General features: G+C 58.9%; 20 protein-coding genes. 19 read left to right on the top strand and 1 reads right to left on the bottom strand.

Annotation, left to right across the window (positions count from 1 at the left end; genetic code table 11):
* Positions 1–185: 185 nt before the first annotated feature.
* From mgtE to ACKXF7_RS01285, 9 genes are all read left to right on the top strand, one after another.
* Complete coding sequence (gene mgtE / locus ACKXF7_RS01325) at positions 186–1,547, top strand: magnesium transporter (RefSeq protein WP_423741921.1); 1,362 nt, start codon at positions 186–188, stop codon at positions 1,545–1,547.
* Positions 1,548–1,607: 60 nt separating this feature from the next.
* Positions 1,608–1,805, top strand: a complete 198-nt coding sequence (locus ACKXF7_RS01320) for a hypothetical protein (protein WP_423741920.1) — start codon at positions 1,608–1,610, stop codon at positions 1,803–1,805.
* 238 nt (positions 1,806–2,043) lie between these two features.
* Complete coding sequence (locus ACKXF7_RS01315) at positions 2,044–3,090, top strand: substrate-binding domain-containing protein (RefSeq protein ID WP_348584688.1); 1,047 nt, start codon at positions 2,044–2,046, stop codon at positions 3,088–3,090.
* A gap of 163 nt (positions 3,091–3,253) precedes the next feature.
* Positions 3,254–4,792 (top strand): sugar ABC transporter ATP-binding protein, encoded by a 1,539-nt coding sequence (locus tag ACKXF7_RS01310; protein WP_423741919.1) that lies wholly within the window; start codon positions 3,254–3,256, stop codon positions 4,790–4,792.
* A gap of 18 nt (positions 4,793–4,810) precedes the next feature.
* On the top strand, positions 4,811–5,809 hold the full coding sequence (locus ACKXF7_RS01305; protein ID WP_120080912.1) for an ABC transporter permease subunit: 999 nt from the start codon (positions 4,811–4,813) through the stop codon (positions 5,807–5,809).
* A gap of 99 nt (positions 5,810–5,908) precedes the next feature.
* Complete coding sequence (locus tag ACKXF7_RS01300) at positions 5,909–6,229, top strand: hypothetical protein (protein WP_423741918.1); 321 nt, start codon at positions 5,909–5,911, stop codon at positions 6,227–6,229.
* Between the two features lie 100 nt (positions 6,230–6,329).
* Positions 6,330–7,316 (top strand): TAXI family TRAP transporter solute-binding subunit, encoded by a 987-nt coding sequence (locus tag ACKXF7_RS01295; RefSeq protein WP_423741917.1) that lies wholly within the window; start codon positions 6,330–6,332, stop codon positions 7,314–7,316.
* A gap of 14 nt (positions 7,317–7,330) precedes the next feature.
* Positions 7,331–8,518: a sodium/glutamate symporter gene (gltS, locus tag ACKXF7_RS01290; protein ID WP_423741916.1), complete on the top strand. Its 1,188-nt coding sequence runs from the start codon at positions 7,331–7,333 to the stop codon at positions 8,516–8,518.
* 50 nt (positions 8,519–8,568) lie between these two features.
* The gene (locus ACKXF7_RS01285; protein WP_249238125.1) at positions 8,569–8,772 is read left to right on the top strand and encodes a hypothetical protein; all 204 of its coding nucleotides are present in this window, start codon (positions 8,569–8,571) and stop codon (positions 8,770–8,772) included.
* Positions 8,773–8,910: 138 nt separating this feature from the next.
* On the opposite strand, the gene ACKXF7_RS01280 is transcribed toward ACKXF7_RS01285, so the two are convergent.
* Positions 8,911–10,281, bottom strand: coding sequence for an NCS2 family permease (locus tag ACKXF7_RS01280; protein ID WP_348584693.1), 1,371 nt, complete (start codon positions 10,279–10,281; stop codon positions 8,911–8,913).
* A gap of 750 nt (positions 10,282–11,031) precedes the next feature.
* Between ACKXF7_RS01280 and ACKXF7_RS01275 the strand changes: the two genes are divergently transcribed.
* The 10 genes from ACKXF7_RS01275 to ACKXF7_RS01230 all read left to right on the top strand — a co-directional run bounded on the left by ACKXF7_RS01275 (position 11,032) and on the right by ACKXF7_RS01230 (position 19,071).
* On the top strand, positions 11,032–12,480 hold the full coding sequence (locus ACKXF7_RS01275; protein ID WP_423742593.1) for a phage terminase large subunit: 1,449 nt from the start codon (positions 11,032–11,034) through the stop codon (positions 12,478–12,480).
* A gap of 12 nt (positions 12,481–12,492) precedes the next feature.
* Positions 12,493–14,322 (top strand): portal protein, encoded by a 1,830-nt coding sequence (locus ACKXF7_RS01270; protein ID WP_418265563.1) that lies wholly within the window; start codon positions 12,493–12,495, stop codon positions 14,320–14,322.
* 17 nt (positions 14,323–14,339) lie between these two features.
* On the top strand, positions 14,340–15,278 hold the full coding sequence (locus ACKXF7_RS01265; RefSeq protein WP_423741915.1) for a ribosomal-processing cysteine protease Prp: 939 nt from the start codon (positions 14,340–14,342) through the stop codon (positions 15,276–15,278).
* A gap of 28 nt (positions 15,279–15,306) precedes the next feature.
* Positions 15,307–16,305: a N4-gp56 family major capsid protein gene (locus tag ACKXF7_RS01260; protein WP_423741914.1), complete on the top strand. Its 999-nt coding sequence runs from the start codon at positions 15,307–15,309 to the stop codon at positions 16,303–16,305.
* Between the two features lie 13 nt (positions 16,306–16,318).
* Positions 16,319–16,534: a hypothetical protein gene (locus ACKXF7_RS01255; protein WP_097775085.1), complete on the top strand. Its 216-nt coding sequence runs from the start codon at positions 16,319–16,321 to the stop codon at positions 16,532–16,534.
* Between the two features lie 68 nt (positions 16,535–16,602).
* Positions 16,603–16,986 carry a hypothetical protein gene (locus tag ACKXF7_RS01250; protein ID WP_423741913.1) on the top strand — a complete coding sequence of 128 codons (384 nt, stop codon included), beginning with the start codon at positions 16,603–16,605 and terminating at the stop codon, positions 16,984–16,986.
* 13 nt (positions 16,987–16,999) lie between these two features.
* Positions 17,000–17,335 (top strand): hypothetical protein, encoded by a 336-nt coding sequence (locus ACKXF7_RS01245; RefSeq protein ID WP_423741912.1) that lies wholly within the window; start codon positions 17,000–17,002, stop codon positions 17,333–17,335.
* Positions 17,336–17,417: 82 nt separating this feature from the next.
* Positions 17,418–17,927 (top strand): hypothetical protein, encoded by a 510-nt coding sequence (locus tag ACKXF7_RS01240; RefSeq protein ID WP_423741911.1) that lies wholly within the window; start codon positions 17,418–17,420, stop codon positions 17,925–17,927.
* A gap of 34 nt (positions 17,928–17,961) precedes the next feature.
* The gene (locus ACKXF7_RS01235) at positions 17,962–18,882 is read left to right on the top strand and encodes a hypothetical protein (protein ID WP_423741910.1); all 921 of its coding nucleotides are present in this window, start codon (positions 17,962–17,964) and stop codon (positions 18,880–18,882) included.
* Positions 18,883–18,885: 3 nt separating this feature from the next.
* Positions 18,886–19,071, top strand: coding sequence for a hypothetical protein (locus tag ACKXF7_RS01230; protein ID WP_339395347.1), 186 nt, complete (start codon positions 18,886–18,888; stop codon positions 19,069–19,071).
* The last annotated feature ends 14 nt before the right edge of the window (positions 19,072–19,085 follow it).

Below are 19,085 nucleotides of genomic sequence, written 5' to 3'. Positions count from 1 at the left end.
AACGAGGTGGTTGTCATGGAACCTGCTGGCAGTAGCAGCAGTCTTTCTCCCCGATTACTTTATAGGATGGCAGCCGCCGTTTCTGCTTTGCGCAGACCCTGCTGTGTGTGAATGCACACGGTGCGTGTTTGTGTTCCCTGAAAAGAAGAAACGAGAGCTGCCACTGAAAAGGAGGCAGCTTTTTTATGTCTGAAATTTCGATCGATACCCTCAAGACCATGCTGGCAAATCTGGATGATGCCAAAAAGTACCAGAGCCTGCGGGACGTGATGGAGACTCTGCCTGCACCCGATCTGGCTGCAGTGTTCGAGGATCTGCCTGCGGAAAAGCTCCCGGTGCTGTTCCGTCTGTGCCCCAAAGACCTTGCGGCAGATGTGTTCGCCGAGCTGACGCCCGCGGCCCAGCAGCAGCTCATCGACGGCCTGACCGATACCGAGCTGAAGGCGGTGGTGGATGAACTGTTCGTGGATGATGCCACTGACCTTGTGGAGGAGATGCCTGCGAATGTGGTCAAGCGCATTCTGGCGCAGGCAGATCCCGCTACCCGCCGCATGATCAACGAGCTGCTCAAGTATCCGGAGGACTCGGCCGGCGGCGTGATGACCACCGAGCTGATGGCGCTGCGGCCGGATATGACCGTGGCACAGGCCATGGACACGATCCGGGAAAACGGCTTTGATAAGGAGACCATCAACAACTGCTATGTGACCGACAGCAGCCGCAGGTTGGTGGGTGTGGTCTCCCTGCGGGCGCTGGTGCTGGCAAAGAACACGGAGGAGCCTATCAAGGACCTGATGGATTCCAATGTAGTCAGCGTGAGCACCACCACGGATCAGGAGGACGTCTCCAAGCTGTTCGAGAAATATGGCTTTCTGGCCATCCCGGTAGTGGACGCCGAGAACCGGCTGGTGGGCATCGTGACCATTGACGATGCCATCAGCATCCTGCAGGATGAGGCCAGCGAGGATATCGCAAAAATGAACGCCATCGGCCCATCCGACAAGCCCTACTTCAAGCAGAGCATGTGGGACCTGTACAAGAGCCGTGCGCCGTGGCTGCTGTTCCTGATGATCAGCGCCACCTTCTCCAGTCTGGTCATTCGCGGCTACGAGGACGCACTGGCCGCTGTGACCGTGCTGACTGCATACATCCCCATGCTGACCGATGCAGGCGGCAACGCGGGCAGCCAGAGCACCTCCACCATCATCCGCGGCATGGCGGTGGGCGATATCCAGCCCCACGATCTGCCCCGCATCCTGTGGCGCGAGAGCCGTGTGGCCCTGCTGTGCGGCGGCACGCTGGCGGTGTGCAACTTTGCAAAGATGCTGCTGTTCGACCGCATTGCGGCTCCGGTGGCACTGGTGGTGTGCCTGACCCTGATCTGCACCATCCTGCTCTCGCAGATCATCGGCGGCATCCTGCCCGTGGCAGCAGAAAAGCTGCACGTAGACCCCGCTGTGATGGCTTCGCCCCTGATCACCACCATCGTGGATACCACCACGCTGCTGGTATACTTCAACATTGCAAAGGCACTGCTGCATCTGTAAAACTGAAAGAACCACTGTCTGAGCTCCCGGAAAAGGCCGTATGACCTTCCGGGAGCTTTTTTGAGCCAAAATACGATGCGCGGCATTGCCGGGAACGGAAGATATTTGCAGAAATTTGCGGGAAAAGCGATCAAAACCGCAAAAAGTGACGGCAGAACTGTCCCTGAAAATATTTTTCAAGATATACAAGAAATGCACGGCGTCCCCAAAAGAGACCATGCAACATTTTGTAATCTTTTTGAGAGAAAAATGACATAATTTTTTTGCTTTTGTAGGAAGGTTGCAAATGCATGAAAAATTGTGATGTTTCGAGAAAAGAAATTGGCGAGTCCAAAAAGCATTTGTTGAAATGGCACAAAAAAACTCTTTCAATCTTGTGAACTTGTTCTCTTGCACAGGGGGGCTCTGCAAGGGTATAATACGAACAGGAATTACAGGAACGTGCAAGAATGCTCCTGTGAAAATGCTGAGATACGAATTGAAGGAGAACACTATTATGAAAATGATTTCGCGTCGTGACTTCCTGAAGGCATCTGCTGTTGTTGGTGCAACTGCTGCTATGACCGCCTGCGGCGGCTCTTCCTCCACCAGCACCGCTGCTTCCAGCGTTGCTTCTTCCACCGCTGCTTCTGCCGCTGCTACCAACGGCTCTGCCAACATCGGCGTGTGCATCTATCAGTTTGCTGATAACTTCATGACCCTGTACCGCTCCGATCTGGAAGAGTACCTGAAGGATATGGGCTACTCCGTCACCATCATGGACGGCAAGAACGACCAGAACACCCAGACCGAGCAGATCAACACCTTCCTGCAGCAGGGCGTGGACGTGCTGGTCATCAACCCCGTGCAGACCACTTCCGCACAGACCATCGTTGATACCGTCAAGCCCTCTGAGACTCCTATCGTCTTCATCAACCGTGAGCCCGACAAGAGCGTTCTGGACTCCTACGCAGACAAGTGCTGCTACGTTGGTGCTGACGCACGTCAGTCCGGTACTTATCAGGGCGAGCTGATCCTGGAGACCGAGACTCAGGGCGATATCAACGGCGACGGCAAGATCACCTACATTATGTGCAAGGGCGACCCCGAGAACATCGATGCTCAGTACCGCACCGAGTACTCCATCAAGGCCCTGACCGATGCAGGCAAGGAAGTTGAGTGCCTGTACGAGTACCTGGACAACTGGGATCAGACCACCGCTCAGCAGGACGTTGCAAACGCTCTGTCTCAGTACGGCGATAAGATCGAAGTCGTCTTCTGCAACAACGACGCAATGGCACTGGGCGCTCTGCAGTCCATCCAGCAGGCAAGCCGCACCGTCGGCAAGGACATCTATCTGGTCGGTGTCGATGCACTGGCTGAGGCTGTTCAGGACGTTCTGGATGGCAACATGACCGGTACCGTTCTGAACGACGACGTGGGTCAGGCTACCGCAGCTGCTGAGGCTACCAAGCTGTACGTTGAAGGCTCCAAGGTCGAGCAGTACTACTGGGTCGACTATGTCAAGGTGACCAAGGACAACGCTTCCGAGTACGTGAAGTAAGACCAAAGTTTCCGGAAACAATGCAAGGTGCGCAGTGGACCTTGACGGCTTGAACAAAGCTATAAAGCGCGTGCGTGCGAGAAATATTCTCCGCGCACGCGCCTTGTTTTGAAAAAAAGGTTTTTCTGCGGCCTGATGATAAACGACAAGGAGGCTCTGCGGAATGTCAGAATACCGTCTGGTAATGAAAGGCGTGGTCAAGACCTTCCCCGGCGTCAAAGCGCTGGATCACGCCCAGTTGGAGCTTCGCCCCGGTAAGGTCATGGCGCTGATGGGTGAAAACGGCGCCGGTAAGTCCACACTGATGAAATGCATGTTTGGCATTTACAAGATGGACGAGGGCGAAATTGAATACGAGGGCGAAAAAGTTACCATCACCACCCCTCTGGATGCACTGAACCGCGGCATTGCCATGGTGCATCAGGAACTGCAGCCGATTCCGGCACGTACTGTGGCCGAGAACATCTGGCTGGGCCGCTACCCCATCAAAAAGTACGGCCCTGTTACGGTGGTGGATCACGCCAAAATGTACAAGGATACGGAGGAACTGCTGAAAAAGCTGAAGCTGGAGATCAATCCTCATGCAAAGCTTGGCTCTCTGAGCATCGCACAGATGCAGATGGTGGAAATTGCAAAGGCTGTTTCCGCAAACTGCAAGGTGCTGATCCTGGACGAGCCCACTTCCTCGCTGACCGCAAACGAAGTTGAGTCGCTGTTCCGCATCATGCGCGAGCTGAAGGCTCTGGGCGTGGCACTGGTCTATATCAGCCACAAGATGGACGAGATCAAGGTGATCGCGGACGAAGTCACCATCATGCGCGATGGCCAGTACATCGGTAAGTGGGACGTTGCCAACATGACCAAGGAGCAGATCATTGCAAAGATGGTCGGCCGTGAGCTGTCGAACCTGTATCCCCCGCTGGAGAACCATCCCTCGGACGAGGTCATGATGAAGGTGGAGGACTTTACCTCCATCCATCCGCGTTCCTTCCGCCACTGCAGCTTTGAGATCAAAAAAGGCGAGATCCTGGGCGTGGCTGGTCTGGTGGGCGCACAGCGCACCGAGCTGATGGAAGGCATCTTCGGCCTGCGTGCCCATACCTCCGGTAAGGTGTGGATCAAGGGCGAAGAGGTGAACATCAAGCAGCCCCGCGACGCCATCCAGAAGAGCGTGGCTCTGCTGACCGAGGACCGCCGTGCCACCGGCATCATGGGTGTGCTGAGTGTTGCGGATAACATCTCCATTGCATCGCTGGATGCCCTGCGCAAGGGCCCCATCATGCTGGACAACAAGAAGATCCTGGATCTGGTGGCTACCAACAAGGAAAAGATGGCCATCAAGGTACCCAGCCCCAAGACCCAGATCAAGAGCCTTTCCGGCGGCAACCAGCAGAAGGTGCTGATCGCCCGCTGGCTGGCCAACAACCCCGATGTTCTCATTCTGGACGAGCCTACCCGCGGCATCGACGTCGGTGCAAAGTATGAAATTTACTGCATCATCGCCGATTTGGCCAAGCAGGGCAAGAGCATTATCATGATCTCCTCCGAAATGAGCGAGATCATCGGTATGTCCAACCGTGTCATGGTCATGTGCGATGGCCGTATCACCGGCTTTATCGACGGCAAGGACGCTACGCAGGAAAACATCATGGCACTGGCTACCCAGTTCGAGACCGCACCCACCGCTGCGGCAAATCAGTAAATAAGGAGGCTGTCTATCGTGGAAGCTACCAAAAAATTGAATGGCAAGGCTGTGGGCAAGTGGCTCAGCAACAACGCCATTATTATGATGATGCTGGCCATCACTCTGATCGTTGGCATCATGCACCCCAACTTCTTCTCCGGCACCAACATGATCAACCTGTTCAAGAACGTGTCCATCCGCTACATCATCGCTTTGGGCATTTCCGGCTGTCTGATCACCACCGGTAACGACCTGTCCGCTGGCCGTCTGGCTGGTTTTGCCGCATGTCTGGCCTGCATTTTTGCGCAGACCGAAGGCGCTTCCGGCAAGTTCTACCCCAATATGCCCACCCTGTCCACCCCCGTGGTGTTCATTCTGGTCATTGCCATCTGCGCCATCGTGGGTCTGTGCAACGGACTGGTGGTCAGCTACCTGAAGGTGCAGCCCTTCATTGCTACCTTGGGTATGCAGCAGGTGGTCTACGGTATCTGCCTTGTGTACACCGGCGGTACCCCCATCGGCTCTTTGAACAAAAACTTCACCTCTCTGGCCTCCAATACCATCATCGGTGTGCCTGTGCTGATTTGGATTGCACTGGTGGTGGCTGCATGCTTCTGGTTCCTGTACAACAAGACCCGCCACGGCAAGTACATGTACGCCATCGGCGGCAACGAAGCTGCTGCTGAGGTGGCCGGTGTCAACGTGCACGCTACCAAGATCCGCATCTACATCCTGGCCTCCTGCATGTTCGGTCTGGCAGGCTGCCTGCTGGCTGCAAAGTCCGGCGGCGCATCCGTCAACACTGCAATGGGCTATGAGCTGGACGCCATCGCAGCCTGCACCATCGGCGGTGTTTCCACCACCGGCGGCGTTGGTACTGTTCCCGGCGTTCTGGTCGGCGTTCTGGTCTTTGAGCTGATGAAGGTGGCTCTGCAGTTCATGAACGTGAACTCCTCCTACACCTACATCGTTCAGGGCCTGGTCATCATTGTGGCTGTGGCCATCGATATCCGCAAGTATCTGGCAAAGAAGTAAGAGCTTTTTCTGTGGGTCGTCTGCTTTTGGGCAGGCGGCCCGCTTTTTTTATCTGCATTTGTGTGGTATTATAATAAAAACACCATCAGGAGGTACGTTATGGCACAGGAAAAACAGACGCCCGAAGAGCGCGAGGCTGAGCTTGCCCGGCGGGAAGCTGCCCTTGCGGCCCGGGAAGCACAGCTGGCGCAGGAACAGGCGGAGCTGGCAGACCGGAAGGCAGACTTTGAGGAAGGAAAAAAGAGCCTGCTGAACAACGGCGACAAAAACTTTGTGAATGCGAAGGAAAAAATGTACGACCATTTTCCGCTGACAGTGCACCAGATGGATATTATCATCGGGGTACTGTTTGCACTGATCGCACTGTTCCTTGTGCTGGGGGTGACCCATACCAGCTTCTTCGGGCTGTTCGGAGGGTAAGTGCATTCCTTTTCTGCAGCAGGTGATTGCATTTCATCCGCAATATGCGTATAATTTAGGATAAAAGCTCTGCCGCACTGCGGCGGCAGGAAGAGGAGTGGTGATTTTGAAAAAGAAATGGCTCGCGGCGGCACTGGCAGGCATTCTGCTGGCAGCTGCGGTTCTGAGCGGATGTGCATCGACAGAAAAGGCCAAACGGCTGCGCTTCGGTGTGGCTGGCGAGGGCGGCATCTACCGGGAGTTTGGTGAGCGGTTCGCAGCATTGGAAAACGAGACGGACAACGGGCAGGTGGAGCTGAAGGCTACCGCCGGTTCCGCAGCGAACCTGCGCCTGCTGACCGGCGAATACCTGCAGCTGGCCATTGCACAGGCAGACCTTGTGCAGGATGCCTATGACCAGACCGGCATCTTTGCCGACGAGGAGGAGGACCGCGGCTTTGGTGCCGTGGCGGCGCTGTACACCGAGACCTGTCAGGTGGTGGTGCGGGCGGGTTCCGACATCCGGTCCATTGAGGACCTGCACGGCAGGACGGTGAGCATTGGCGCGGAAGAATCCGGCTCGGAGCAGAACGCGCTGCAGATTTTATCTGCCTATGGTCTGAACGACAAGATGGTGAGCATGGTAAACCTGAACTATGAGGATGCCGCTGCCCAGCTGAAGGCGGGCAGGGTGGATGCCATCTTTATGACGGTGGGTGCGCCCAGCCCGGTGCTGACCGCTCTGGCAGGCGAGTGCGGCATCCGGCTGCTGAAGGTGGACGGCGCGGCGGCACAGCGCCTGATGAGCGCTTACAGCGCCTACAACACGGTCACGCTGCCGACAGGCACCTATCCCGGCCAGACGGAGGAGGTGCAGACGGTGGGTGTGAAAGCCGTTCTGCTGGCCAGCAACGCGCTGCCCGCAAAGCAGGTGCAGCAGCTGACACAGCTTCTGTTCTCCAGCCGGGAGGGGCTGGAAGAGCAGCTGGGCATCCCGCTGGACCCGGAGGAAAACGCAGTAGAGGGCGTTGGCATCCCGTTCCATGCGGGCGCGGCCGCATACTATAAGGCGGCAGGAATTACGGTCGATCAAACGGCTGGGAACTGAGGGAAAGTAGAGCAATGAAGATCGAATTGGATATGTATCAGACACTGGCCGTTGCCGTGCTGGTGCTGATGCTGGGCAAGTTTTTGCGGGCAAGGGTGCAGGTGCTGGAACGCTTCTGCATTCCGGCCCCGGTCATTGGCGGCGTGTTGTTCGCCATTTTTACCTGCGTGTGCTATGTGACCGGCGTTGCCGAGTTTGCATTTGATGATATTTTAAAGGAAGTCTGCATGGTGATGTTCTTCACCTCAGTGGGCTTTCAGGCGAACCTCAAGGTGCTGAAAAGCGGCGGAAGAGCGATGATCGTGTTTCTGGGCGTGGTCATCGTGCTGATCGTCAGCCAGAACTTTATGGCCGTGGGGCTGGCAAAGCTGCTGGGCGTGGATGCGCTGGTGGGCCTTTGCACCGGCTCCATCCCCATGGTGGGCGGCCACGGCACCGCCGGTGCCTTTGGCCCGGTGCTGGAGGACTTTGGCATTCAGGGGGCCACCACCCTGTGCACGGCAGCGGCCACCTATGGCCTGATCGCAGGCAGCATGATGGGCGGCCCCATCGGCAAGATGCTCATTGAGCGGCACAACCTGCTGGCCACGGTGGTACCGGAGGATGACAGCCTGCTGGTGGAAGAAGAAATGAAGCACGAGCGCCACACTACCATGTACCCGGCGGCAAGCTTTCAACTGATCGTCGCCATGGGCATCGGCACGGTGCTGTCCAGACTTCTGAGCCTGACGGGCATGACCTTCCCCATCTATATCGGTGCCATGATCGCGGCGGCGATCATCCGCAATGTGGGCGAATACAGCGGCCAGTACACCGTGTATATGGGCGAGATCAACGATATTGGCGGCATCTGCCTTTCGCTGTTCCTGGGCATGGCGATGATCACCCTGAAGCTGTGGCAGCTGGCAGAGCTGGCCCTGCCGCTGATCGTACTGCTGGCCGGGCAGACCCTGTTCATGATCCTGTATGTGGTGCTGGTGGTGTTCAACATCATGGGCCGCGATTACGATGCGGCGGTCATCGTATCCGGCACCTGCGGCTTTGGCATGGGTGCAACGCCCAACGCCATGGCCAACATGCAGGCCATCTGCGATAAATATTCGCCCTCGGTCAAGGCGTATCTGCTGATCCCGCTGGTGGGCAGTCTGTTTGCGGACTTCCTGAACAGTTTGGTCATTACGGTGTTCATCAATTTTATCTGAGTGTATCTGGCGGTCCGGGCGGAGAGCCGCACCGGGAAAGGAGACGTGCAATGTCGCTTTATCACCATCTGAAAACGTGGCTCGGAAAAAAGCAGGAGCATCCCCATGAGGAAGAAACCGTGGCCTTGCCGGAGATCCATACCGGCAAGGTGGCACATCATACGGATGCGGACGGTACTCCGGCGGCAGATAAGCCGATCCACTACGATAACGTAGCGATCCCGGAAGTGCATATCCACCCGCGGCGCAAATAACTCTGATCACTAAAAAAGAATAGTTCCACGCCGGACAGCCCGGAGCGAATGCGCAGGCTGTTCCGGATCACAGGAAGCAAAAAAGCTCCCGTCCATCATCAGGACGGGAGCTTTTTTGCTTGCGGTAAGATCAGCGGCTTAGAGGAACACGTACTTGAGGATGAACAGCACGGTCAGCACGTACATCAGCGGGCTGATCTTCTTTTCCTTGGCCTTGCCGGAGACGACGTTGATGATGGTCCAGGAAATGACGCCGATGGCGATGCCCTCAGAGATGCTGTAGGCAGTGGGCATGGCCAGAATGGTGAGGAAGGCGGGGATGCCCTCGCTGGGGTCGTTGAAGTCGATCTTGACGGCAGAGCCCATCATGTAGAAGCCCACGATGATCAGGGCGGGAGCCGTTGCAAAGGACGGGATGGTGAGGAACAGCGGGCTGAAGATGGTGGCCAGCAGGAACAGGATGCCGGTGGTCATAGCGGTCAGACCGGTGCGGCCGCCTTCGGTGACGCCGGAAGCGCTCTCCACGAAGGTGGTGGTGGTGGAAGTGCCCAGCACAGCGCCTGCGCAGGTGGCGATGGAGTCGGCCATCAGTGCGCCCTTGATGTGGGGCAGCTTGCCGTCCTCGTCCAGCATGTCGGCCTTGGAGGCAACACCGATCAGGGTGCCCAGCGTATCGAACAGGTCAACGAACAGGAAGGAGAACATGACGGCAAAGAAGTTCAGGATGCCAACGCCGGAGAAATCGGTCTTGAACACCTGACCAAAGGTCTTGCCCAGCGCGGAGAAGTCGAAGCTGACGAAGGCGGTGGGAATGACGGAGTACATGCCTGCGTCGGGGTTGGGAACATAGATGCCGGCGATCTCGCAGAGGATGCCCAGCACCCATGTGATAAGGATGCCGTACAGGATGCCGCCCTTGACCTTCTTTACCAGCAGGATGGCGGTGATCACGATACCCAACAGGGCAAGGATCGCGCCCATGCCCACGCTGGAAAAGGTCTCGCCCTTGAAGTGCTGGTAGGTGACGAGGGTGGAATCGCTGTTGACGATCAGCTTTGCGTTCTGCAGACCGACAAAAGCAACGAACAGGCCAATGCCCACGCTGACGGCGCTCTTCAGGGTCATGGGAATGGCGTTGAAGATGCCCTCACGGACATTGGTCAGGGACAGCACGATGAAGATGATGCCCTCCACAAAGACGGCCATCAGGGCCAGCTGCCAGCTGTAACCCATGGTGAGAACGACCGTGTAGGAGAAGTAGGCGTTCAGGCCCATGCCGGGTGCCAGTGCAAACGGATAGTTGGCAAGCAGCGCCATAAGCGCAGTTCCAACAAAGGATGCCAGCGCGGTGGCAATCAGAACAGCCTCGGAATCCATGCCCGAGGCGGACAGGATATTGGGGTTGACCGCAAGGATGTAGGCCATGGTCATGAAGGTGGTGATACCAGCCATGATCTCGGTCTTGGCATCGGTGTGGTTTTCTTTCAGATGAAAGATGTTTTCTAACATGAAGAACCTCCTGATTTTAAATAAGAAGCCGTTTTCATAAACACAGCACACCGCCTGAAGGGGGTTGCCCGCATCCGTTCGGCACACCCTGCTTATAAACACAGCTCCCAAAACATCCCGCCGGTGCGTGCGGCGGGAAAGAACAAAATCTATTGTAGCATGTTCCGCTTGGATTTGTCCACAAAATAAACACACTTTTTTCATTTTTTGTCCAAAAATCGCAAATGAGTATGACTTTAAACGTTTCCGGGAGATTTGCCACAGGTTTCGCGTGGAAAAATACACTGCTTTCAAAAAATGACAGTATAACGTTGTTTAAAATACAACTTTGTTATACTGCATGGATTTTTGCGAATTGAATATACTGTTTGGCCCTGAAAAAGTACACCCTGTCGGAATGCGGCAGACGGTGGTATCCTTTTGCCATAGCCCAGCACATCGGGGCAGAAAGGAGCTGATACCTACACCATGGGGCAGATAAAACAGGCCAAAGGGCTGGAAAGCCTGAGCCGGGCCACCGACACCCTGAGCACCCTGCTGGCGCAGGAGGTACGGGAGCTGAATGCCCGCCAAAAGGCAGCAAAGAAAACCGGCGCGGCAGACGGCAGCACCATCAAGGGCCTCAAGGAGGCCACGGCGGTGCTCAAGGATCTACTGGCCGCTGTGGCCAAGACCCTGAACGATCAGGGCACGCAGACAGAGGGCACAGGATGCGGCGTGGTTGATCCTGCCACCCGTGGAGGAAGAAACATGAGCACACAGGAAGCAAGAGCGCCGGTGGTCTGGCGGCCTCAGCCCAGACAGGCCGAGTTCATGCGCCGTCCGGAGCCGGAAGCATTGTATGGCGGTGCGGCAGGCGGCGGAAAAAGCGATGCGCTCATCATTGAAGCGCTGCGGCAGGTGCACATCCCACACTACCGGGCGCTGATCCTGCGCAAGACCTACCCGCAGCTTTCCGATCTGGTGGACAAAAGCCAGATGTACTACCGCAGGGCTTTTCCGCAGGCGCAGTACAACGCCACCACCCATGTGTGGAACTTCCCCAGCGGGGCAAAGATCTATTTTGGCTCCATGCAGTACACCAAGGACCGCACCAACTATCAGGGCAAAGCCTTTGATTTTATCGGCTTTGACGAGCTGACCCACTTTGAATGGGAAGAGTACAGCTACATGATGAGCCGCAACCGTCCCACCGGCCCGGGCACCCGGGTGTACATGCGGGCCACCACCAATCCCGGCGGCATCGGCCACGGGTGGGTGAAGGCAAGGTTCATCACGCCGGCACCGCCCGGTACGCCCATTGTGGAGGAACACACAGTCAGGCTGCCGGACGGCACCGAGCAGAAGCTGCAGCGCTCGCGGGTGTTCATCCCGTCCAGCATCTTTGATAACCCCGCCCTGCTGGCCAACGATCCCGGCTACCTTGCAAGCCTTGCCAGCATGCCGGAAGCGGAAAAGCAGGCCCTGCTCTATGGCAGCTGGGACAGCTTCAGCGGTCAGGTGTTCACCGAGTGGCGCAACGACCCGGCCCATTATCAGGATCAGCGCTGGACGCATGTGATCGCACCCTTCACCATCCCGAAGCACTGGACCATCTACCGGGGGTTCGATTTTGGTTTCTCGAAGCCCTTCTCGGTGGGGTGGTACGCTGCGGATGAGGACGGGCGGCTCTACCGTATCCGGGAGCTGTACGGCTGCACGGGCCGCCCCAACGAGGGCCTGCGCATCGACCCGGTGGAACAGGCCCGGCGCATCCGGGAGGCAGAGCAGAACGACCCTCTGCTGCGGGGCAGGGTGATCCACGGCATTGCCGACCCGGCCATCTTTGATGAGAGCCGCGGCGAGAGCATTGCTGCCATGATGGAGCGGGCACCCTGCTTTTTGCACTGGGCCCCCGGCGACCACACCCGTCTGGCCGGAAAGATGCAGTTCCACTACCGGCTGAACTTTGACACGGACGGCAGGCCGATGCTGCAGGTCTTCAACACCTGCAAACACTTCATCCGCACCATCCCGAACCTTGTGTACGATGAGAGCAATGTGGAGGACATCGACACCCGGCAGGAGGATCACATTTATGACGAGTGCCGCTATGTGCTGATGGAAAACCCCATCAGTCCGCCCTGCCGCTGTGCTGCGCCGCCCCTGCAGGACGACCCGCTGGAGCTGCACAAACAGGCAAGATTTTACAGAATTTAAAGGAGAAACGCGATGGACGATTATGAGAACGAGAGCCTGCCGGTGGGCGAAGCACAGGTGGCCGAGGCCATGCAGACGCTGCAGCGCTACAAGGCGGGCAAGGCCGCGCTGGACAAGCGCATTGTGGACAACGAGCTGTGGTTCCGCATGGGCCACTGGAAGAATTACCAGAACCCCATGATGCCCGGCAAGGCCCAGCCCTCCAGCGGATGGCTGTTCAACAGCATTGCCAACAAGCATGCGGACGCCATGGACAACTACCCGGAGCCCAACGTGCTGCCCCGGTCGGCAGATGACGAGGACACCGCACGGGCACTTTCCAGCGTATTGCCGGTGGTGCTGGAACAGGCCGACTACGAGCAGGTGTACAGCGACTGCTGGTGGCGCAAGCTCAAGACAGGCACCGGCGTGACCGGCATCTTCTGGGACCCGGCAATGCGCGGCGGCATCGGCGACATTGCGGTGCGCAGCGTGAACCTGCTGATGCTCTACTGGGAGCCGGGCGCAGCAGATATTCAGGCGTCGCCGGACTTTTTCAGCCTGAGCCTGGAGGATACGGCCCAGCTGAGCGCCCGGTATCCGCAGCTGCGGGGCCGCACCGCCAGTGTGCTGGATGTGCCTCGGTACATCCACGATGAAGGGCAGGACACCAGCACCAAGAGCGTGGTGGTGGACTGGTACTATAAGCGGCCGGATGCCAGTGGCCGCATGGTGCTGCACTACTGCAAGTTCTGCAACGGCGTGGTGCTGTACGCCAGCCAGAACGACCCGGCGCTGGCAGAAAGGGGCCTGTACGACCACGGACAGTACCCCTTTGTATTTGACCCGCTGTTCGTGGAGGAGGACAGCCCGGCGGGCTTTGGATACATCGATGTGATGAAGGACTGCCAGACGGCCATTGACAAGATGAACCATGCCATGGACGAGAACGTGCTGCTGAGCGCAAAGCAGCGGTACGTGCTCAGCGACACGGCAGGGGTCAACGAGGAAGAGCTGGCCGATTTCAGCCGGGACATCGTGCATGTGGTGGGCCGTCTGAACGACGACAGCTTCCGTCCCCTGCAGACGGCCGGCCTGCAGGGCAACAGCCTGAGCTACCGCCAGAGCCGCATTGAGGAGCTGAAGGAGATCAGCGGCAACCGGGATATGACGCAGGGCGGCACCGCCGGCGGTGTGACCGCAGCCAGCGCCATTGCGGCCTTGCAGGAGGCAGGCTCAAAGCTTTCCCGCGATATGCTCAAGAGTGCCTACCGCGCCTTTGCCAAGCAGTGCTACCTGATCATCGAGCTGATGCGCCAGTTCTACGACGAGCAGCGGGTGTTCCGCATCGTGGGCGAGAGCGGCGAGAACCGGTTCGTGCCCTTCTCGGCGCAGGCACTGCGGGCTGTGCCCGGCGGCAGCGTGGGCGGCGTGGAGCTGGGCAGCCGGGAACCGGTCTTTGATATCGTGGTCAGCGCCGCCAAGAAGAGCACCTTCAGCCGCCTTTCCCAGAACGAGACCGCAAAAGAATGCTATCAGCTGGGCTTTTTCAAGCCGGAAAATTCCGATGCCGCCCTTGCGGCACTGGACATGATGGATTTTGAAGGCATCGAGAAGGTGCGCCAGCGGGTGCGGCAGAACGGCACCCTTGCCCAGCAGCTGGCACAGCTGCAGGACCAGATGGTGCGGATGGCGGCAGTGATCGAGATGCAGGGCAGCGGCCAAAGCGATGCCGATGGCCTGACCCGCAGCGTGAGCAGCGCGTTCACGCAGAAAAACGGGCAGGCTGCAGCCACAAAACTGGCGGGTCTTGGCAGCGCACTGCCGGTGGCCGCTGCTGCAAGAGCCATGGATCTACATTGAAAAGGAGGTGAATTTTTATGATGAAGGTTGTTTACAGCGAAATGGATACCCCGGCCGGGATCAACTGCCGGTTGGAAGCTGCCGGTCACGCAGGCTATGCGCCTGCCGGGCAGGACATCGTGTGCGCCGGTGCCAGCACCGTGATGCAGGGGCTTGTGTGTCTGCTGGCAGGCGAAGAGAGTGCCCGCAGCGATGCCTTTGACGAGCCGGACGGCCCGCGTCTGGCGGTGCAGGCAGACGCGCCCTGCGCAGAATGGGTGCAGGGTGCCTTTGAACTGGCCAAGGCCTGCTTTGCACTGCTGGCTGAACGCTATCCGGAGAATGTCCGCTTTGCGGATGTGAGCCGCCGGGGCGAGAAGAGCATGATGGACCTGCAGCTGTTTGCAAATGAAGGCGGCGATACCGCCCCTGCTCCCCCGGCCCTGAGCGAAGCACAGACCCGGCAGGCAGTCGCTTCCGGCACCATGAAGCCCGGTGAAGCCGCCCCTGCCGTGCCCGCTGCGCCCCAGCCGGAACCGGAAGCCCGGCCTGAGCCGCCCGTTCAGCGCCCGGAACTGCCAACGCTGTCCGGCCTTGCCTGCAGCACCCGGACGGCAGTGCAGGGCCTGCACGCCCGCTGGGCGGCAGAAGAAGCGGCCATACGCCGCAGCCAGCCGGACTTCAATTTGCAGAAGGAACTGCGCAGCCCGGAAATGCGCCGTCTGATGCAGCTGCCCGGGATGCGGGTGCAGGACGCTTACCGTCTGGCCCATTACGACGAAAACCTGCGCACCGCTGCACAGGCGGTGGAACAGGGCGTGGTGGAGCGGATCCAGCAGCGCGCCGCACGGCCCACCGAAAACGGCATCCGTCCCGGCGGTGCGGCCACCGTCCGCCCGGATGTTGCCAGCATGACCCGCGCCCAGCGCGAAGCACTGGAACGCCGTGTGCTCCACGGAGCACAGATCGAACTGTAACGTTTTGACAAGAGAAAGGAACCAGACTATGAACCACACTTTCAACATCCAGCTGTTTGCCGAGAACCTGAACACCACCGCGACCATGTCGCAGGAAATGAAGACCTTCTATGAGAAGCGTCTCATCGATCAGGCAGAGCCGCGTCTGGTGCACGACCAGTTTGCGGACTACTACCCGGTGCCCCAGAACGGCGGCAAGACCATCGAGTTCCGCAAGTATGACAGCCTGCCCAAGGCGTCCACTCCGCTGACTGAGGGCGTGACCCCCAATGGTCAGACCCTGAACGTGACCACCATCACCAGCGACCTGCACCAGTACGGCGGCTGGACCCCGCTGACCGATGTGCTGCAGATGACTGCCATCGACAACAATGTGGTGCAGGCCACCCGTGTGCTGGCAAGTCAGGCGGGCCGCACCATGGACAGCATCACCCGCGATGTGCTGGCAGGCGGCACCAATGTCATCTATGCGCCCAAGCTGGGTGCAGACGGTGCCGAGACTGCTGTGACCAGCCGCAAGGCGCTGGACAAGACCTGCACCCTGACCCCGAAGCTGTTCTTCCAGGCGGCGGCACAGCTGGGTGCCATGAATGCGGACCCCATCGGCGACAGCTACATCGCCATCATCCACCCCTATGCCGCCTACGACCTCAAGACCAGCAAGGAGTTCATTGAGGTGCACAAGTACGCCGACCCGGACACCATGTTCCGTGGCGAGATCGGCAAGCTGGGCAATATCCGCTTTATCGAGACCAGCGAGGCCAAGATCTGGAAGGATGACACCTGCCCCACCGGTCTGGCTGTGTTCGGTACGCTGGTGCTGGGTGCCCATGCCTACGGTGTTACCGAGCTGGAGGGCGGCGGTCTGGAGCACATCGTCAAGCAGCTGGGCTACGGCGACGACCCGCTGAACCAGCGTGCTTCCGTGGGCTGGAAGGGCATGCGTGCGGCAGAGCGTCTGGTGGAGCAGTACATGGTGCGCATCGAGAGCGTATCCAGCTATTCCGCTTCGGCTGCTGCCAACTGAGGAGGTGTGAACCATGGCTGAAAAGAAAAATGTGCGTATCCGGCTGTTCAAGGACAACAGCCGCTACAAGGGCGACCTGTTCGTCAGCGTCAACGGCGTGAACTATAAGATCCGCCGGGGCGTGGAGGTGGAAGTGCCGCCCGAGGTGGCCGAGGTGCTGGAGCACAGCCAGATGCAGGACGAGCTGACCGCCGCCCGCATCGCGGCAGCGGAAAACGCCGCACAGTAATCTGAAGAAAGAAAGCCCGGCTGGGAGCAGCTGCCCGGCCGGGCTTTTTCAGAAAAGGAGTGAGATCTATGACTGTAGGACAGGCGCTGGAGCGCGCCGAAGAGCTGCGCCCGGGCAGCCGCATTGCACTGGCCACCCGGCAGGCGTGGCTGCGGGAGGCAGATGCCATGCTGCGGGAACGCTTTTTCAAACACAGCATCACGGATGCCTACGACGATGTGGGCGCAGACCTTGCATGGGATGACAGCCTGCAGGATGAGGATGTCCTGCTGGCTCCGGCACCCTTTGACGCAATGTATCCCCACTATCTGTGTGCCATGACCGATGCGGCCCTTGGGGAGACCGACCGCTATGCCGGGGAACAGGCGCAGTACAACAGCATTCTGGCCGACCTTGCGGCGTGGCTGCGGCGCACCTATCCGCCGCTGACCGCCGTTCAGTGGCGCTGGTAAGGAGGTGGTGGATATGGTCCTTGCAAACCGGACAAAGCTTGCAAACAGCCGCAGCCTCGTGCGGGTGTTCGGCGGGCTGAATGAGACCTACGCCTGCTCGGAAGCAGAGTACAGCGCGGGTGTGAATTTTTCGGCAAGGGATTTTCCCGCCCTGAGCACCCGCAAGCCCCGCCGGAAGCTGCGCGCACTGACCGGCCTGAACGGCATGTACCACCTGAACGGTCTGCTGACCATCTGCGGGAAGGATATCATTTATACCCCGGACGATGCCGGGGCCGACACGGTGAGCTGTACGGATGCAGTATCCGACAGCCGCAAGGCGCTGGTAGGCATCGGCACAAAGACCTGAATTTCCGGACAAGCTGGCCTTTGATACGGCGGACGGCAGCGTTTCTGCGCTGGGCGCAGCATGGAAGGCAGAGGACCAGAGCGTGCAGTTTACGCCCTGTGATGCTGCGGGCAAGACCTATCAGCCAGACAGCTATGGCAGGGAGGAACCGGAAAAGCCCGCAGATGGGCAGCTGTTTTTAAAGGTGGAGGATGAGGAGCACCCGTGGAGCAGCACCAGCACGCTGGAGGTATACAGCGCATCCTCCGGCAACTGGACAGCAGTGCCGCTGGACTATTGCCGCATCACGGCAGCAGGCGCACAGAAGCTGTTTGCCCAGTGGGACACCGTGACGGTGTCGGGCACGGCGGCGCAGCAGGCAGGGATGTGGGAAGAACTGAACGGCGATCTGGTGGTGTATGATCTGCTGGAAAACGGCCTGCGGGTGAAGGTGACACCGAAGGGTGAATGCTTTTACGGCACACTGGTGCAGGGCGCGGACAGTGCCCGGTGGACCAGTCTGGACGGCAAAGAGACCCGCAGCTTTGCGGTGAGCACGCCGGTGCGGATGGAACGCCGCGTGCCGGATTCTGGACTACATCACCGAGTGTGACAACCGGGTGTGGGGCTGCAGCAGCAAGGAAAACGTGATCTATGCCTGTAAACTGGGCGACCCCACCAACTGGTTCTCCTACCGGGGCATCGCAGCGGACAGCTATGCCGTCACGGTGGGCAGCGACGGGGCGTTTACCGGAGCGGCCACCTGCATGGGTTATGCGCTGTTTTTTAAGGAGAACACCCTGCACAAGCTCTACGGCTCCAAGCCCTCGGACTTTCAGCTCACATCCCTGCGCTGCAGGGGTGTGGCCAAAAACGCAGCCCGCAGCCTGTGCGTGCTGAATGAGACGCTGTATTATCTTTCACCGGACGGCGTGATGGCATGGGACGGCAGCATCCCCACCAAGGTGTCTGGTGTGCTGGATTCGGGACGCCTTTCCAATGTACAGAGCGCAGTGGGTGGCGCGCTGGATGGCCGGTATTACCTGCACATTGCCCGCGCGGCAGCGGGGGAAGGTATGGCAAGGCTGCTGGTCTATGATACCGAGCGTGCACTCTGGAGCGAGGAGGATGTCTGCTCCTACGAAATGACCAGCACCGGCGGACAGCTTTACCTGTGGGACGGTCAGGCCCTGTGGGCCGCAGACCCCAGCCGTGAGACCGACTGGCAGAGCACGGACGGCGTGGAGGAAAAGCTGAACTTTGAACTGGTCACAGGAGACATTGGTCTGGACGGTGCAGAGGACCGGTATCTTTCCCGGCTGACGCTGCGGCTGGATGCCGAATGCGGCAGCACGGTGACGGTGGCGGCAAGCTATGACGGAGGCCCCTGGGAAACGGTGGCGGAGCTGGCGGCGCAGAATGTGCGCCGGAGCTACGATATGCCGTTCGTTCCCCGGCGGCACGGTACGTTGCGGCTGCGCCTGAAGGGCAGGGGACAGATCACCCTGCGCAGCATTGCAAAAACAGTGGCCGCTGCCAAAGGCGGCATTACAGGCGGGGAGGTGTGAAAAATGGCAAGCGTAATGGGCATCAATAAGATCGGTCTGCCCAAGCTCAGTGAGAACATGGACCCGGAGGACGCCCGCGCACTGCGCAGCTACCTGTACCAGCTGCAGGAACAGCTGCAGTATGTGCTGAGCAATCTGGATACCGAAAACATGTCAGAGGAACTGCGTACCAGACTGCAGGCTCTGTAAGAAAAGGAGTTTTT

The organism is Faecalibacterium sp. 7, assembly GCF_049562865.1.
Lineage (GTDB): Bacteria > Bacillota > Clostridia > Oscillospirales > Ruminococcaceae > Faecalibacterium > Faecalibacterium wellingii.
Note: the sequence above shows the minus strand (reverse complement) of the source record. Positions and strands in the feature narration are given on the sequence as shown.

Bases quoted from the DNA above. Each gene is read 5' to 3' on its own strand.
- ACKXF7_RS01300 (WP_423741918.1), top strand. From the start codon at position 5,909: ATGGCACAGGAAAAACAGACGCCCGAAGAGCGCGAGGCTGAGCTTGCC.
- ACKXF7_RS01230 (WP_339395347.1), top strand. From the start codon at position 18,886: ATGGCAAGCGTAATGGGCATCAATAAGATCGGTCTGCCCAAGCTCAGT.
- ACKXF7_RS01280 (WP_348584693.1), bottom strand. From the start codon at position 10,281: ATGTTAGAAAACATCTTTCATCTGAAAGAAAACCACACCGATGCCAAG.
- gltS (WP_423741916.1), top strand. From the start codon at position 7,331: ATGAAGATCGAATTGGATATGTATCAGACACTGGCCGTTGCCGTGCTG.
- mgtE (WP_423741921.1), top strand. From the start codon at position 186: ATGTCTGAAATTTCGATCGATACCCTCAAGACCATGCTGGCAAATCTG.
- ACKXF7_RS01265 (WP_423741915.1), top strand. From the start codon at position 14,340: ATGATGAAGGTTGTTTACAGCGAAATGGATACCCCGGCCGGGATCAAC.
- ACKXF7_RS01315 (WP_348584688.1), top strand. From the start codon at position 2,044: ATGAAAATGATTTCGCGTCGTGACTTCCTGAAGGCATCTGCTGTTGTT.
- ACKXF7_RS01260 (WP_423741914.1), top strand. From the start codon at position 15,307: ATGAACCACACTTTCAACATCCAGCTGTTTGCCGAGAACCTGAACACC.
- ACKXF7_RS01275 (WP_423742593.1), top strand. From the start codon at position 11,032: ATGAGCACACAGGAAGCAAGAGCGCCGGTGGTCTGGCGGCCTCAGCCC.
- ACKXF7_RS01245 (WP_423741912.1), top strand. From the start codon at position 17,000: ATGGTCCTTGCAAACCGGACAAAGCTTGCAAACAGCCGCAGCCTCGTG.
- ACKXF7_RS01250 (WP_423741913.1), top strand. From the start codon at position 16,603: ATGACTGTAGGACAGGCGCTGGAGCGCGCCGAAGAGCTGCGCCCGGGC.
- ACKXF7_RS01285 (WP_249238125.1), top strand. From the start codon at position 8,569: ATGTCGCTTTATCACCATCTGAAAACGTGGCTCGGAAAAAAGCAGGAG.
- ACKXF7_RS01255 (WP_097775085.1), top strand. From the start codon at position 16,319: ATGGCTGAAAAGAAAAATGTGCGTATCCGGCTGTTCAAGGACAACAGC.
- ACKXF7_RS01270 (WP_418265563.1), top strand. From the start codon at position 12,493: ATGGACGATTATGAGAACGAGAGCCTGCCGGTGGGCGAAGCACAGGTG.
- ACKXF7_RS01310 (WP_423741919.1), top strand. From the start codon at position 3,254: ATGTCAGAATACCGTCTGGTAATGAAAGGCGTGGTCAAGACCTTCCCC.